We start from the raw sequence: 14,631 nt of genomic DNA, 5'->3' as shown, positions 1-14,631 counted from the left end.
CCTTAGCGTTTTGACAATTTTTCTTCGATGGTTGCAATCATTTCATCACGAACTTCCTTGACTGGAATCTCCACGATAACAGAACCAAGGAAACCACGAACAACCAAACGCTCTGCTGTTGCTTTGTCCAAGCCACGGCTCATAAGGTAGTACATGTCTTCTGGATCAACTTGTCCGATAGAAGCCGCGTGACCTGCAGTAACGTCATTTTCGTCAATCAAAAGAATTGGATTGGCATCTGAACGCGCCTGGTCTGAAAGCATAAGAACACGACTTTCTTGTTGGGCATCTGCTCCCTTAGCACCCTTGATGATGTGGCCGATACCGTTGAAGGTCAAAGTTGCTTTTTCAAGGATAACCCCATGTTGGAGGATATTTCCGATTGAGTTGCAGCCATAGTTGGTTACACGAGTGTCAATCCCTTGCACCTGACGACCACTTGAAAGAGCTACGACTTTCAGGTCAGCATGGCTACCGTTACCAATCAAGTCGCTATCAAAATCCGCAACAACGTTTCCTTCGTTCATGACACCAATCGCCCAGTCAATACTTGCATCGTTACCTAATTTACCACGACGACTAATATAGGCAGTAACATTTTCACCTAAACGGTCAATAGCCGCAAACTTCACTTGCGCACCTGAACGTGCAATCACTTCAACTGTGATATTGGCAGTTGCTTTTGCACTACCTCCACCACGTGACTCTAGACGTTCAAGATAGCTTATCTTACTGTTTTTACCAGCAATGATAAGGATATGCTTGTTAAATGGCACATCACTATCGCTGTCTTGGTAGAAAATACCTTCGATTGGCTCTGAGATTTCTACGTTATCAGGAATGTAGAGAACAGCACCACTGTTGAAATAAGCTGTATGGTAGGCTGCCAACTTGTCGTCATCATACTTAACTGATGACATGAAGAATTCCTCGATAAGTTCTGGAATTTCTTCTAAAGCTGAGTGAAAGTCTGTAAAGACTACTCCTTGTTCAGCTAACTCAACTGGAGTTTGCTCAAAAACAGTCTGCGTTCCTACTTGCACCAACTTCAAGTGATTATCTAGAGCCGTGAAGTCAGGAACATTTGCTGAAGGCTCACTTTCTGTGATGGTTCCATCCCCCAGATTCCAACGGTGAAATTTGACACGCTCGATAACTGGTAATTCCAAACTCTCAATCTTATCAAAAGCTTTTTGACGGAGGTCTGACAACCAGCTTGGTTCAGCGTGCGTTTCTGAAAAAAGTTTAATATTTTCTTTAGTCATTTACTTCTCCTAAAAGATACGAGGGAATTACAATTCTTCCTTGTAGTCGTAGCCAAGTTCTTCAGCTAGTTTTGCGTATCCTTCACGTTCCAAACGGGCTGCTAATTCTGGACCTCCAGAAAGGACCACACGACCTTCCATCATCACATGTACCACATCAGGTGTGATGTAGTTCAAAAGACGTTGGTAGTGAGTGATAATCATAGCACCAAAACCTTCACCACGCATAGCATTCACACCTTTCGATACGACTTTAAGGGCATCAATATCAAGACCTGAGTCAATCTCATCCAAAAGGGCAAATGTAGGTTCCAACATCAAGAGTTGAAGAATTTCATTACGTTTTTTCTCACCACCAGAGAAACCTTCGTTAAGGTAACGCTCAGCCATTTCTTCTTTCATATTGAGCAATTCCATTTTCTCGTCTAGTTTAGTGATAAACTCACGAACTGAAATCTTTTCATCATCTTCTTTACCAGCATTCATGGCTGCACGAAGAAACTCTGCGTTAGTAATTCCTGGGATTTCTGATGGGTACTGCATAGCAAGGAAAAGACCCATACGCGCACGCTCGTCCACTTCCAATTCAAGGATATTTACGCCATCAAACAAGACCTCCCCTTTTGTAACCTCATAGTTAGGGTTTCCCATGATAGCTGCAGAAAGAGTCGATTTACCAGTACCATTTGGTCCCATGATAGCTGCGATTTCTCCTGTTTTCAGAGTCAGATTGACCCCTTTCAAAATTTCTTTTCCTTCAATCTCAACGTGAAGATCTTTGATCTCTAATACTGACATGATAGTTCCTTTCTTTTTCTGGCCTACTTCCTTTATCCTTAGAGAAATCACTTACATTTCTCAAAAAATACAAGAAAAGGTCCATAAATATACTCTACTAGTATAACAAAAAAAAGCCTAAAAGGCTTTGATTTTGTTTAGAAGCTAGTGACTAATCCTTACGGTTTAGGTGCTGATCAATGGCATCTACTAATTTCCCCATTACATAACTTAACCTAAAATTTCGAAAAAGTAGAATGGCCCAAAAGGCTGCCATGAAATAGCGACCCGTCATCCAAGCTTCATTGAAAAAATAAGTCTCAGCAGCAGTAAATAGTGCTATCACGATAAATTGTTGTCTAGTCATAGGATTATTGTACCATGAAATCCACTTTTAGTCTTCTTCGACCATGACTTTATCAGCCAGAAATTCAAATCCCTCTGGAATCAGACTTCCTTCTTCTATCTCTTGATCTGCTTGAGAAGACTTGTTTCTAGCTGAAAATACTGCACGAACCTCTTTCCATTCCTCAAGGGAAATTGCCAGGATTTCAGGTGAAAATCCAGCCGCTTGGCTAAGAATATTGCCAAACATGGTATTGAGGTTATCCCGTTTCATGGTTTGCCCAGCATTGAAATTAGACTCAAAAGCTAAAATTGCATGGTGTTCGTTGGCTGCAACTGGTTGAGAACCTACGAGAAGAGCCTTATCAGGTCCAGCTAAACTTTCAATCACTTCTCCCCACGCATTCTGTAGGCGAATCAAGTTTTGCCGTGCCAAATCAGGATTTTCAACAGCTTCTTGTAGGATAGCCTGAACTTTATTACGGTCTACTCGATAGACTGTCTTGGAAGTGGCTGGACGGCTAGGGACTGGCGCCACTTGTTTAGGAGCTGTTCCTACATTATCAAGCTCTTGTTTGAGACGAGCGACTTCCTGTTTCAGTGCAGAAATTTCACTTTCAACAGCTTTTGAAAGTACTGGTTCAGGCTTAATCTCAGCTAAACGAATGGTCATCATCTCAGCATAAATCTTAGGTTGCAGGCTAGCTTTCATATCCGTCAAGCTCACAGTCGCTATTCGAATCATTTCAAAGAGACTTTCCTGAGAAAGAGCTAGATTGTCTATAAAAACTGGACTATGATGAGTATTTTTGCCACCTGTCTGAACAACCAGTAGATCCCGCAAATACTGCAAGAGATCTGTCACAAAACGAGTCATGCTCTTGCCATTTTCAAACAAAAGATTCAAAGAATCGAGCGCTTTTGGGACATCCTGTTGGGCCAAGGCGGCCACATAGTCATCTAGAGCTGATAGACTAATAGTGCCTGTAATCTCCTCAGAAATAGCTGTCGTTAAAGCATTCCCTTGCGTCAAACTCAAGGCTTGATCCAGAATAGACAAGGCATCCCGCATTCCACCTTCAGCCCGTCTAGCAATTATTTCCACAGCCTCTGGTTCAGAACTGATATTTTCTTTTTCTAAAATATGATGAATATGCTCCTTGATATCTTGAGTTTTAATTGATTTGAACTCAAAACGTTGAACACGCGATAAAATGGTTGCAGGAATCTTATGCAATTCAGTTGTCGCCAAGATAAAGACAACATTCTGAGTTGGCTCCTCAAGAGTCTTCAAAAGCGCATTGAAGGCTCCCGTAGACAGCATATGGACCTCGTCAATAATATAGACCTTGTAACGTGCTAAGCTAGGTGCATAGGTAGATTTGTCACGAATTTCACGGATCTCATCAACTCCATTATTTGAAGCCGCATCCATTTCAATAACATCTTCTAGGCTACCTTCTGTCACTGCCTGGCAGATATAGCAGTTATTACATGGTTCTCCGTCCACTTGATTTGGGCAGTTCATGGCCTTGGCAAAAATCTTGGCTACACTGGTCTTCCCAGTTCCACGAGGACCCGAGAAAAGATAAGCATGACTAATCTTTTCCTGCTCGACCGCTTGTTTTAGGGTTTTAGCCACAACTTCTTGACCTACTAGTTGTGAAAAAGTTTGACTTCTATATTTTCGATAAAGTGCTTGATACATTAGGCTTTCTCCTCAAACATTGTAAAGTCCCATTCTGTCTTCTCAAGCAAAATAGCGACAAATTGTTCCAAGTAATCACGGTCAACAGCATTGTAATCATCAATAAGTGAAGAATCCAGGTCTAAGACACCCAGCAATCGACCATTCTTGAGCATGGGAACTACGATTTCACTCTTTGCCATACTATCACAAGAAATGTAGTTTGGATAGGTGCTCACATCGCCTACTAAAACAGTCTCTTGAAACTCAGCAGCTTCTCCACATACTCCTTTTCCAAGCGGAATACGAATGCACGAAACACCACCCTGAAAAGGACCTAAAACCAACTCGCTACCATCAAACAGATAAAATCCTGCAAATACAGTATTCGGAAAGCGAGATTTTAAGAGGGCACTAGCATTCGAAAGATTGGCAAGAACATTGGTCTCACCTTCTAGTAAATAAGAGAGTTCCTCATTTAACATTTGATATTGTGATTGTTTTTCTGAATCTAACATAGAACTATTATATCAAAAATGAGAAAGAGACAAAAGAAAAATCCCTTGTTTTAAACAAAGGATTTTGCGATTATCAATTTGATTAAAGTTCGATATCACCGAACAAGTCAGCCATTGAGAATCCTGTTTGTGTTTCTGGAAGTTCGAAATCACGTTTTTCTTGACGTTTTGGACGACGTGGACGAGCAGCGCGTTTTTCTTCTTTTTGTCCTTCTTCTTGAGCTGGACGTTCTTCAAGAGCTTTGATAGAAAGTGATACACGTTCTGCATCAGCGTTAACATCAAGTACTTTAACAGTAACTTCTTGACCAACAGTAAGAGCTTCTTTTGGATTTTCGATACGTTTGTGAGAAATTTGTGATACGTGAACAAGTCCATCGATACCTGGCAATACTTCAACAAATGCACCAAAGTCAGTCAAACGTTTAACTGTTCCTTCTACTACATCACCTTTAGCCAATTTTTGCTCAACACCATCCCATGGTCCAGGTGTTGTTGCTTTAAGTGAAAGTGATACGCGTCCTTCTTCTTCGTTAAGATCAAGGATCTTCACTTCGATTTCTTCACCAACAGTTACAACTGATTTAGGTGATACGTTACGTTCGTGTGACAATTCAGTCAAGTGAACCAATCCATCAACACCACCAAGGTCGATGAAAGCACCAAAGCTAGTGATACGAGCAACTTTACCAGTTACGACATCACCAACAGCTAATTTACCGAATACTTCAGCACGAGCTGCTGCAGTAGCTGCTTCAACAACTTCACGACGTGAAAGGATGAAGCGGTTTTCTTTAGGATCAACTTCCTTGATTTTAGCATCAAATTCTTGACCTACGAAACGCTCAGTGTTACGTACGAAACGAGTATCCAACATTGAAGCTGGGATAAATCCACGAACACCTTCAAATTCTACTGAAAGTCCACCTTTAACGGCACGAGTTCCTTTAACAGTAACAACTTCTTCTTCGCGTCCAACAAGTTTGTCCCATGCTTTGCGAGCTTCAAGGCGTTTTTTAGATACAAGGTATGTAACTGTATCAGTATCTTTACCAACTACTTGACGAAGTACAAGAACATCCAATACTTCTCCTACTTTCACAAAGTCATTGATATCTGCATCGCGATCGTTTGTCAATTCGCGAAGAGTCAAGACACCTTCAACACCAGTCCCAGAGATTGCAACGTTAGCTTGAGTCGCATCAACTGTCAATACTTCAGCACTAACAACATCACCAGGCTCAACTTGGCTAACGCTATTTAGCAAATCTTCAAATTCGTTCATCTAAAAAATCCTCCAACAATCAAGTTTTTTCAAAAACTTGACATACTTATAATTTTTTTCCTAAGCACCCGCTAAGACATGTTCATATCGTTCACGTCTTTCAATTATAAAAATAAAATACCCTAAGATATTTTTCTTTTTATCTTGAATTTATTACCTAAGAACTGGGGTAGCTGGATTCGAACCAACGCATGAGGGAGTCAAAGTCCCTTGCCTTACCGCTTGGCTATACCCCATTGATAAATGGAGAGAGAGGGATTCGAACCCCCGAACCCGAAGGAGCGGATTTACAGTCCGCCGCGTTTAGCCTCTTCGCTATCTCTCCAATGTTTAACGAGAACTATTATATCATGAAATTTTCAATAAAACAAGTATTATTTTGTCAAATTATAGTTTTCAATCAAAATTTCCACAGCTTTTTCAAGTTTTTTATAAAAACTATCGACATTTCCATTCTTTATGATGGCAAATTGGTTATCTAATTCGGCAATTTCTCCAATGACCTTTTTTCCGATCGTCAAAACGTATCCTTCATAGCTGTCTTTTCCAACAGTCACTTTTGCATCTGTTAATTGGATTTCAATTTTCTTATCTTTTTTACTCATACTTTACCTCTTTTCACTTTTTCTATTGTACAAGAAAATGCTCAAACTAGCAAGAAAAAAACTCCATTTCAGCTATTACAACTGCTATGGAGCTCTTCTTTATTTCATGTCTTTTAGTCCACTTTGACAATCCATCCTTCTGGTGCTTCTACGTCACCAAATTGGATACCGGTCAATTCATCATAAAGTTTACGTGTAACAGGACCTACTTCTGTTTCGCTATAGAAAACATGGAAATCATCGCCATGTTGGATGCCTCCAATTGGCGAAATAACCGCTGCTGTACCACAAGCTCCTGCCTCTACAAAACGATCCAAATTATCGATTGGGACATCGCCTTCGATCGGAGTCAAGCCCAAGCGGTGTTCTGCCAAGTAAAGCAAAGAATACTTGGTAATAGATGGCAAGATGGATGGACTCAGTGGCGTAACAAATTCATTGTCTGCCGTGATTCCAAAAAAGTTGGCTGATCCGACTTCTTCAATCTTTGTATGTGTAGATGGGTCTAGGTAGATAACATCTGAGAAATGGCGTGACTTGGCCATTTTACCTGGGAGGAGACTAGCAGCATAGTTTCCACCTACCTTGGCCGCACCTGTACCATTCGGAGCTGCACGGTCGTATTCATCCTGAATCAAGAAGTTGGTTGGAACTAAACCACCTTTAAAATAGTTACCAACCGGCATAGCAAAGATGGTGAAAATATACTCTTCTGCAGGTTTTACCCCGATAATATCTCCAACACCAATCAACAGTGGACGAAGATAAAGGGTTCCACCTGTTCCATATGGTGGGACGTATTCTTCATTTGCACGCACAACTGCTTTACAAGCTTCTACAAACATTTCTGTCGGAACTTGTGGCATCAAGAGACGATCACAAGTACGTTGCAAACGCTTGGCATTTTCGTCAGGACGGAACAATTGAACACTGCCGTCCTTGGTACGATAGGCTTTCAATCCCTCAAATGCTTGCTGTCCATAGTGAAGACTTGGAGAAGACTCTGAAATATGCAAGGTTGCATCCTCTGTAAGCTCTCCTTGATCCCATTGACCATTTTTATAATGAGCGATGTAACGATAAGGTAATTTCATATAAGAAAATCCAAGGTTTTCCCAATCAATTGCAACTGTCATGTGGTTCTCCTTTATACTATTCAAACTATGTGTTCTATTCTACACTTTTCTAGTAAAATTTCAAGTATTATTTGTAATTTTCTGAAAATTTTTTCAACACAAAGAAATCAGCCCTCTTGGCTGATTCTTTTTAAGGATTGGATTTATCCTCTTTAAAGACTTCTTTGAGGTAAGCATCGAAAACTTCTTCATCTGAAATGGTATCTGAGATAAAGCTTCCATTGCTACTACGTTCTGACAAGTTGAGGTCTTGCAATCGACTCTCATAGATTGTTCCCTTGTTCGATTGGACAAGCAGCGTTTGGTCGTTTTCTTCAACTTCTGTACTAAAGAGATCACCAACGAAACCTTGCTCTGCAACTGCTCCAGCCAAGAAGACTCGGTGCGGTTTGTTTTTCAACTCACGCAAGACTTGTAGGCCTCGTTTGGCACGGCTGGTCGCTGGAATTTCCTCAATAGAGACACGTTTCAAGCTTCCACGTTGGGTCAAGAGGTAGAAAGATGAGGTGTTACAGATAAAGGCAGCCTGAAGCGTATCATCTGCTTTCAGGTTCATAGCCTTGACACCTGCCGCCTTGGCACCAACAACCGGAACCTCTTCAATATTGAAACGAAGGGCATAACCGTTTTGGCTAATCAAGAGTACATCATCTAGTTTGATTGGAGCTACTGCTACTATCTGGTCTGTCTCGTCTTTGAGTTTGGCATACTTGACAGACTTAGACTTGTATGTCCGCCATGGAGTGAATTCTTTGCGTTCTACACGTTTAATTTGACCAAGACGAGTTGCAGCAAAGTAGGTTGTCGCATCATCAAACTGATCTACCACTTCAACATAAAGGATTTCTTCATTAGTTTCGAAGTTTGTGACAGTTTGGCTTAGGTGCTCTCCGATATCCTTCCAACGAATATCTGCCAATTCGTGGATTGGTCGATAGATGACATTCCCAAGAGTCGTGAACATCAAGAGGTGCTGGGTTGTCTTAGTAGCTTGAACAAAGATCAAACGATCATCATCACGTTTACCAATTTCTTCCAGCGTAGAAGCTGCAAAGGAACGTGGGCTAGTACGCTTGATATAGCCTGCCTTGGTTACGCTGACATAAGTATCTTCCTCGGCAATCAAACTAGCTGTATCAATCTCGATTGCTTTCGCAGTATCTTCCAAAGTACTCAAACGTGGTGTCGCAAATTTCTTTTTAACCTCACGAAGTTCTTTCTTCATGAGATTGTACATAGTCCGTTCATCACCGATGATAGCCGCAAGCATGGCAATCTTTTCACGCAATTCTGCTTCTTCTTCCTGCAAGATAACCACGTCTGTATTGGTCAAACGGTAAAGTTGCAAGGTAACGATGGCCTCAGCCTGCTCTTCTGTAAACTCATAGCTGACCTTGAGGTTTTCCTTGGCGTCAGCCTTATTCTCAGAGGCACGGATAAGAGCAATAACTTCGTCCAAAATCGAAATCACGCGAATCAAACCTTCAACGATATGAAGACGTTTCTCAGCCTTTTCCTTGTCAAAGCGTGAACGAGCCAAAATCACTTCACGACGGTGGGCGATATAGCTAGACAGGATTGGGACAATCCCAACCTGACGAGGTGTGAAATTGTCAATCGCCACCATGTTAAAGTTGTAGTTGATTTGCAAGTCGGTGTATTTGAAGAGATAGTTGAGTACAAGCTCGGTATTAGCATCTTTCTTAAGCTCAATAGCAATACGAAGACCGTCACGGTCAGACTCATCACGAACCTCAGCAATACCTGCCACCTTGTTATTGACGCGAACATCATCAATTTTCTTGACCAGATTGGCTTTATTGATTTCATAAGGAATCTCAGTGATAACGATTTGTTCCTTACCGCCTTTTAGCTTTTCAACCTCCGTCTTAGAACGAACAACGACGCGCCCTTTCCCAGTTTCATAGGCTTTCTTGATTTCATCACGACCCTGGATGATAGCCCCTGTAGGGAAGTCAGGTCCAGGCAAGAATTCCATGAGTTTGTCCACCTTGGCTGTTGGGTGGTCAATCATGTAAACCGTCGCATCAATGACTTCAGCCAAATTATGCGGTGGAATGTCTGTAGCATAACCAGCCGAAATCCCAGTCGAACCATTGACCAAGAGGTTTGGAAATGCTGCTGGCAAAACCGTCGGTTCTTTCTCGGTATCGTCAAAGTTCCAAGCAAAGGGAACTGTCTTCTTTTCGATATCTTGAAGAAGATAACCAGCAATCTCAGACAAACGAGCCTCGGTATAACGCATAGCCGCAGGCGGATCTCCGTCCATAGAACCGTTATTACCGTGCATTTCAACCAGAATCTCACGGTTTTTCCAGTCCTGTGACATACGAACCATGGCATCATAGATAGAAGAATCACCGTGTGGGTGGAAATTCCCCATGATATTCCCGACTGACTTGGCCGACTTGCGGTAGCTCTTGTCAAAGGTATTGCCATCCTTATTCATAGAATAAAGAATACGACGCTGAACCGGCTTCAATCCATCACGAATATCTGGCAAAGCCCGGTCTTGAATGATATACTTGGAGTAGCGACCAAAGCGCTCTCCCATGATGTCCTCTAGGGACATGTTTTGGATATTACTCATATAGGATACAAAGCCCGTAAAATGCAAAGTGAAAATAGTAAATTATTGCAGTGAGCGATGCTAAAAAGAGAATTTATCTTTTTCACACAACATTTAGGGCGTGTTCAACTCCTTTCAAAGAATGTAGAGTAGTTTTTATGCAGTAAAAGATATTTTACGGGAATTAGTCCCATGTTCAGTTACCGTAAGTAACCAAACAATCCTTTCTGTAGTTTAATCTTTTAAAATTAAGGTATTTATGTAGTTAGCGATTAAGAAGTCTCTCCTTAGCATACTGAATCATCTTCTCAGCTACTCTCATATCATAGTCAAATCCCATCTTGTGAGCAAGGAATTGAGCCTCTTGGTGGAAAAGTTCCATGGTAGCAAATAAAGACTGGGTGATTTTATCTAAACTTGTGAAATCAAGTAGATTTGAGAATTCCTTCTCTTTCTCAGCAGATAAATAGTTAAAGAGATACTTGTAGTTCTTTCCAATATCAACTCTTCCCCTATCACTTGCTACCTGCCAGGCCATAACTTTTAAGAGTTCTTGTTGACAAATCCCGTAGAGATGGTCAGTCACATAAATGACTTTCTTGCGACAGATTCCCTTGATCACGTAAGCTGACACCCACCAAAATTCATTACAAGCTTTTTCAAAATCAATCGCACTAGCTGGGCTTGTCCAAAAACGTTGGGGACTTGGAAAGTAGGGTTCAAATAATCCCTTCTCATCCTCTAAAACTGTGAACCCAGCCTCACTATCCACCCATTCTTGGATATAGTCTTTGGGGCAGAGGGTCAAATCAATTCGATTGCCATCTTCAAAGAGCATGAGATAGAGGCGACGGTGACCAAGAAAGACATGCTGCTCGATAATACGTTTGCCAAACTGGTCCAACCAAGAAAAATTCCTCGTCAGATTATCTAAATCGTCCACGACATAAACAACATCGTAGTCCTGAAACTCATCTTTTGGTGCTTTTGTATCCGTTCTCGAACCAGATAGAGCCACAGCCTCAACTTGTAAAGATTTAGCAGTCTGTGAAATTAGTTCAAATATTTCCTGGTCAGTTCTCATCTTTCACTCCTTCATCACTTAGAGCTATTTGAAATTGTTTTTTTATTATAAATTGTAAACAATCGGTCATCTCTGACATTAGCTAAGCAATTAATCTCTATCCCCTACCAAAAACTATTCTGTGTTTTACTGATTTCGTTTGGTGTAATGGAGATAGAAAGGAGGAAGATAAGAAACCAGAATCATCAAAATCATTACCAAGAATGTCAACAGATGTATCTGAACTAAATTTACCACATACGATCCCAGAACACCTACAGATAGGGGACCTAAAATATAGCATAGGAAAATCAAAAAAGCCTTCCACCGTTTCTCCGGATAGACATAACACAATCGAATAAGTGTGTAGATTAAGGCTCCTGCTATCAAAGGAAAACCAAATAAAATCATGACAAAGGATGCCACTAAAGAACCGGATTCTGACGAATCCATATTGAATAAAAGCATCAAGATCATAAACAAGGTAAATACAATCGGTGCATATAAACCTTGGAAACTTTTTTTTCGACTGTTAATGTAGAATGCAAGAATAGCCGAGGGTAAAGAAACTAAGAAAATCAAACCCAAATAACTTCCAAAAATCGAATGTCCTGAACTATCCATTAATCATACTCCTTAAAACACTGTCGCTTCTTCCAGCGTAAACTTGACATTGTCTTCAATCCACTTGCGGCGTGGTTCAACCTTGTCTCCCATGAGGACATTGACACGGCGTTCAGCGCGGGCTAGGTCTTCGATTGTGACACGGATAAGAGTGCGGGTTTCTGGATTCATGGTTGTTTCCCAGAGCTGGTCCGCATTCATCTCACCAAGACCTTTATATCGTTGGAGTGTTGCGCCTTTGCCGAACTGCTTGCGGAGTTCTTCTAGCTCTCCGTCCGTCCAAGCGTAGGCCACTTCTTCTTTCTTGCCTTTGCCTTTGGACATCTTGTAAAGAGGCGGAAGGGCGATATAGACATGGCCTGCCTCAACTAGCGGACGCATGTAACGATAGAAAAATGTCAAGAGAAGAGTCTGGATATGGGCTCCATCGGTATCCGCATCGGTCATGATAATAATCTTATCATAGTTAGCATCTTCAATAGAGAAGTCTGCTCCGACACCCGCACCGATGGTATAAATCATGGTGTTGATTTCCTCATTTTTGAGAATATCCGCCATCTTAGCCTTGGCTGTATTAATCACCTTACCACGAAGGGGCAAGATAGCCTGGAACTTACGGTCACGACCTTGCTTGGCAGAACCGCCGGCAGAATCCCCCTCGACCAGGTAGAGTTCATTCTTTGCAGGGTTTTTAGACTGAGCTGGCGTTAATTTACCCGACAACAAGCCCTTATCTTTCTTATTTTTCTTACCATTTCGGCTCTCGTCACGCGCCTTTCGTGCTGCTTCACGAGCATCACGCGCCTTGATAGCCTTGCGAATGAGATTGGAAGCCAGTTCACCATTTTCCATTAGGAAGAAGGTCAACTTATCAGCCACAATTCCATCCACAACCGGACGAGCCAGAGGGCTTCCAAGTTTGTCCTTGGTCTGACCCTCAAACTGGAGGTGTTCTTCCGGAACTAGGATAGAAAGAACAGCTGCTAGTCCTTCACGGTAATCTGACCCTTCTAGATTTTTATCTTTTTCCTTGAGGAGTCCCGTCTTACGTGCGTAGTCATTCATAACCTTAGTAATGGCTGACTTGAGTCCTGTCTCATGCGTTCCACCATCTTTCGTACGAACGTTATTGACAAAGGATAGAATATTATCTGAAAATCCATCATTGTACTGGAGGGCAACTTCCACTTGGAAACCATTGTCTTCGCCTTCAAAGTATAGGACTGGCGTCAAGGTTTCCTTGTCTTCATTGAGGTAAGAAACAAAGTCTTGTACCCCGTTCTCATAATGAAATTCGATTGCTTCATCTGTTCGTTTGTCTGTCAGAGACAAGGTCACATTTTTTAAGAGAAAGGCTGACTCATTGAGTCGTTCTGAAATGGTATTGTATTTGAAGTCAGTCGTAGAGAAAATCGTCGCGTCAGGCATGAAAGTGACTTTAGTACCTGTCTTAGACTTGGGTGCTGTACCAATTTTCTTCAAGGTTGTGACGGGTTTCCCGCCATTTTCAAAACGTTGCTTGTAGACTGTACCGTCACGAGTAATTTCAACTTCCAACCAACTTGAGAGTGCATTAACGACCGAAGAACCCACCCCGTGGAGACCTCCAGATGTCTTATAGCCACCTTGACCGAATTTCCCTCCGGCATGGAGAATGGTAAAGATAACCTCAACGGTTGGAATTCCCATGGCGTGCATCCCGGTCGGCATCCCTCGACCATGGTCTTGAACCGTTAGACTGCCGTCTTTATTGATGGTCACATCAATGCGGTCACCAAATCCAGACAAGGCTTCATCGACAGCATTGTCCACAATTTCCCAGACTAGGTGATGGAGACCAGCACCGTCGGTCGATCCGATATACATCCCTGGACGTTTACGGACCGCATCCAACCCTTCTAGCACCTGAATGGCGTCATCATTGTAGTTATTAATATTGATTTCCTTTTTTGACACAAGGAACCTCCTATTTGTTTATCTTTACTATTTTACAGGTTTTCTAGGGATTTTGCAAAACTTTTCCCATTCAGCTGTCACAATTTCACAGGATATTCTCTGACTTTCCACAGCATTTCATGGTATAATAGGTCTATGATGACATTTGTATTATTAATTCTAGCTTATTTGCTAGGTTCGATTCCGTCTGGTCTCTGGATTGGACAAGTTTTCTTTCAAACAAATCTGCGTGAACACGGTTCTGGAAACACCGGAACGACCAATACTTTCCGTATTTTAGGTAAGAAGGCAGGTATGGCAACCTTTGTGATTGACTTCTTTAAAGGGACCTTGGCCACTCTACTTCCTATTCTTTTCCACCAACAAGGTGTATCACCTCTTGTCTTTGGACTTTTGGCCGTAATAGGACATACCTTTCCTATCTTTGCAGGGTTTAAAGGAGGCAAGGCTGTCGCAACAAGCGCTGGAGTTGTTTTCGGATTTGCGCCTGTTTTTTGTCTCTATCTAGCAATTGTATTCTTTGGAAGCCTCTATCTAGGTAGTATGATTTCACTATCAAGCGTTACTGCTTCTATCGCAGCCGTTATCGGAGTTCTCCTATTTCCACTATTTGGATTTATCCTGAGCAGCTATGACCCTCTCTTCATTGTGATTATCCTAGCACTTGCTAGCTTGATTATCATTCGTCACAAGGATAATATCACACGTATCAAAAATAAAACTGAAAATCTCGTCCCTTGGGGATTGAACCTAACCCATCAAAATCCAAAAAAATAAAAC

The 14,631-nt window shown here is 41.7% G+C and carries 13 protein-coding genes and 2 tRNA genes; 1 reads left to right on the top strand and 14 read right to left on the bottom strand.

Annotated features, from left to right (window positions below; all coding sequences use genetic code 11):
• Positions 1-2 precede the first annotated feature (2 nt).
• The 14 genes from sufD to parE all read right to left on the bottom strand — a co-directional run bounded on the left by sufD (position 3) and on the right by parE (position 13,851).
• Positions 3-1,265 carry a Fe-S cluster assembly protein SufD gene (sufD, locus tag NML69_RS05775; RefSeq protein WP_198459512.1) on the bottom strand — a complete coding sequence of 421 codons (1,263 nt, stop codon included), beginning with the start codon at positions 1,263-1,265 and terminating at the stop codon, positions 3-5.
• Between the two features lie 27 nt (positions 1,266-1,292).
• The gene (gene sufC / locus NML69_RS05770; protein ID WP_000114489.1) at positions 1,293-2,063 is read right to left on the bottom strand and encodes a Fe-S cluster assembly ATPase SufC; all 771 of its coding nucleotides are present in this window, start codon (positions 2,061-2,063) and stop codon (positions 1,293-1,295) included.
• Positions 2,064-2,214: 151 nt separating this feature from the next.
• Entirely contained in the window at positions 2,215-2,409 is a 195-nt protein-coding gene (locus tag NML69_RS05765; RefSeq protein ID WP_198459511.1) for a DUF3272 family protein, read from the bottom strand.
• A gap of 27 nt (positions 2,410-2,436) precedes the next feature.
• Complete coding sequence (gene dnaX / locus NML69_RS05760; RefSeq protein WP_254725610.1) at positions 2,437-4,095, bottom strand: DNA polymerase III subunit gamma/tau; 1,659 nt, start codon at positions 4,093-4,095, stop codon at positions 2,437-2,439.
• A complete protein-coding gene (locus NML69_RS05755; protein ID WP_254725608.1) occupies positions 4,095-4,592 on the bottom strand; it encodes a GAF domain-containing protein in 498 nt (165 codons plus the stop codon). Before NML69_RS05755 ends, dnaX begins: the two co-directional genes overlap by 1 nt.
• A gap of 82 nt (positions 4,593-4,674) precedes the next feature.
• Positions 4,675-5,877, bottom strand: coding sequence for a 30S ribosomal protein S1 (gene rpsA, locus NML69_RS05750; protein ID WP_001001617.1), 1,203 nt, complete (start codon positions 5,875-5,877; stop codon positions 4,675-4,677).
• 164 nt (positions 5,878-6,041) lie between these two features.
• Positions 6,042-6,113, bottom strand: a tRNA-Gln gene (locus NML69_RS05745).
• Positions 6,114-6,121: 8 nt separating this feature from the next.
• Positions 6,122-6,202, bottom strand: a tRNA-Tyr gene (locus NML69_RS05740).
• A 49-nt stretch (positions 6,203-6,251) separates the two neighbouring features.
• Positions 6,252-6,482 carry a DUF2969 domain-containing protein gene (locus tag NML69_RS05735; RefSeq protein ID WP_000037105.1) on the bottom strand — a complete coding sequence of 77 codons (231 nt, stop codon included), beginning with the start codon at positions 6,480-6,482 and terminating at the stop codon, positions 6,252-6,254.
• Between the two features lie 113 nt (positions 6,483-6,595).
• Positions 6,596-7,633, bottom strand: coding sequence for a branched-chain amino acid aminotransferase (locus tag NML69_RS05730; protein ID WP_368406885.1), 1,038 nt, complete (start codon positions 7,631-7,633; stop codon positions 6,596-6,598).
• 115 nt (positions 7,634-7,748) lie between these two features.
• Positions 7,749-10,229 (bottom strand): DNA topoisomerase IV subunit A, encoded by a 2,481-nt coding sequence (gene parC / locus NML69_RS05725; protein WP_254725604.1) that lies wholly within the window; start codon positions 10,227-10,229, stop codon positions 7,749-7,751.
• Positions 10,230-10,473: 244 nt separating this feature from the next.
• On the bottom strand, positions 10,474-11,292 hold the full coding sequence (locus NML69_RS05720; protein WP_198459506.1) for an aminoglycoside 6-adenylyltransferase: 819 nt from the start codon (positions 11,290-11,292) through the stop codon (positions 10,474-10,476).
• 126 nt (positions 11,293-11,418) lie between these two features.
• A complete protein-coding gene (locus tag NML69_RS05715) occupies positions 11,419-11,895 on the bottom strand; it encodes a hypothetical protein (RefSeq protein WP_254725602.1) in 477 nt (158 codons plus the stop codon).
• A 12-nt stretch (positions 11,896-11,907) separates the two neighbouring features.
• Positions 11,908-13,851, bottom strand: a complete 1,944-nt coding sequence (gene parE, locus NML69_RS05710) for a DNA topoisomerase IV subunit B (RefSeq protein ID WP_000037295.1) — start codon at positions 13,849-13,851, stop codon at positions 11,908-11,910.
• 135 nt (positions 13,852-13,986) lie between these two features.
• On the opposite strand from parE, the gene plsY reads away from it, so the two are divergent.
• Positions 13,987-14,628: a glycerol-3-phosphate 1-O-acyltransferase PlsY gene (plsY, locus tag NML69_RS05705; protein WP_254725600.1), complete on the top strand. Its 642-nt coding sequence runs from the start codon at positions 13,987-13,989 to the stop codon at positions 14,626-14,628.
• Positions 14,629-14,631 lie beyond the last annotated feature (3 nt).

The organism is Streptococcus sp. CF8-6 (assembly GCF_024295845.1).
Lineage (GTDB): Bacteria > Bacillota > Bacilli > Lactobacillales > Streptococcaceae > Streptococcus > Streptococcus oralis_BO.
Note: the sequence above shows the minus strand (reverse complement) of the source record. Positions and strands in the feature narration are given on the sequence as shown.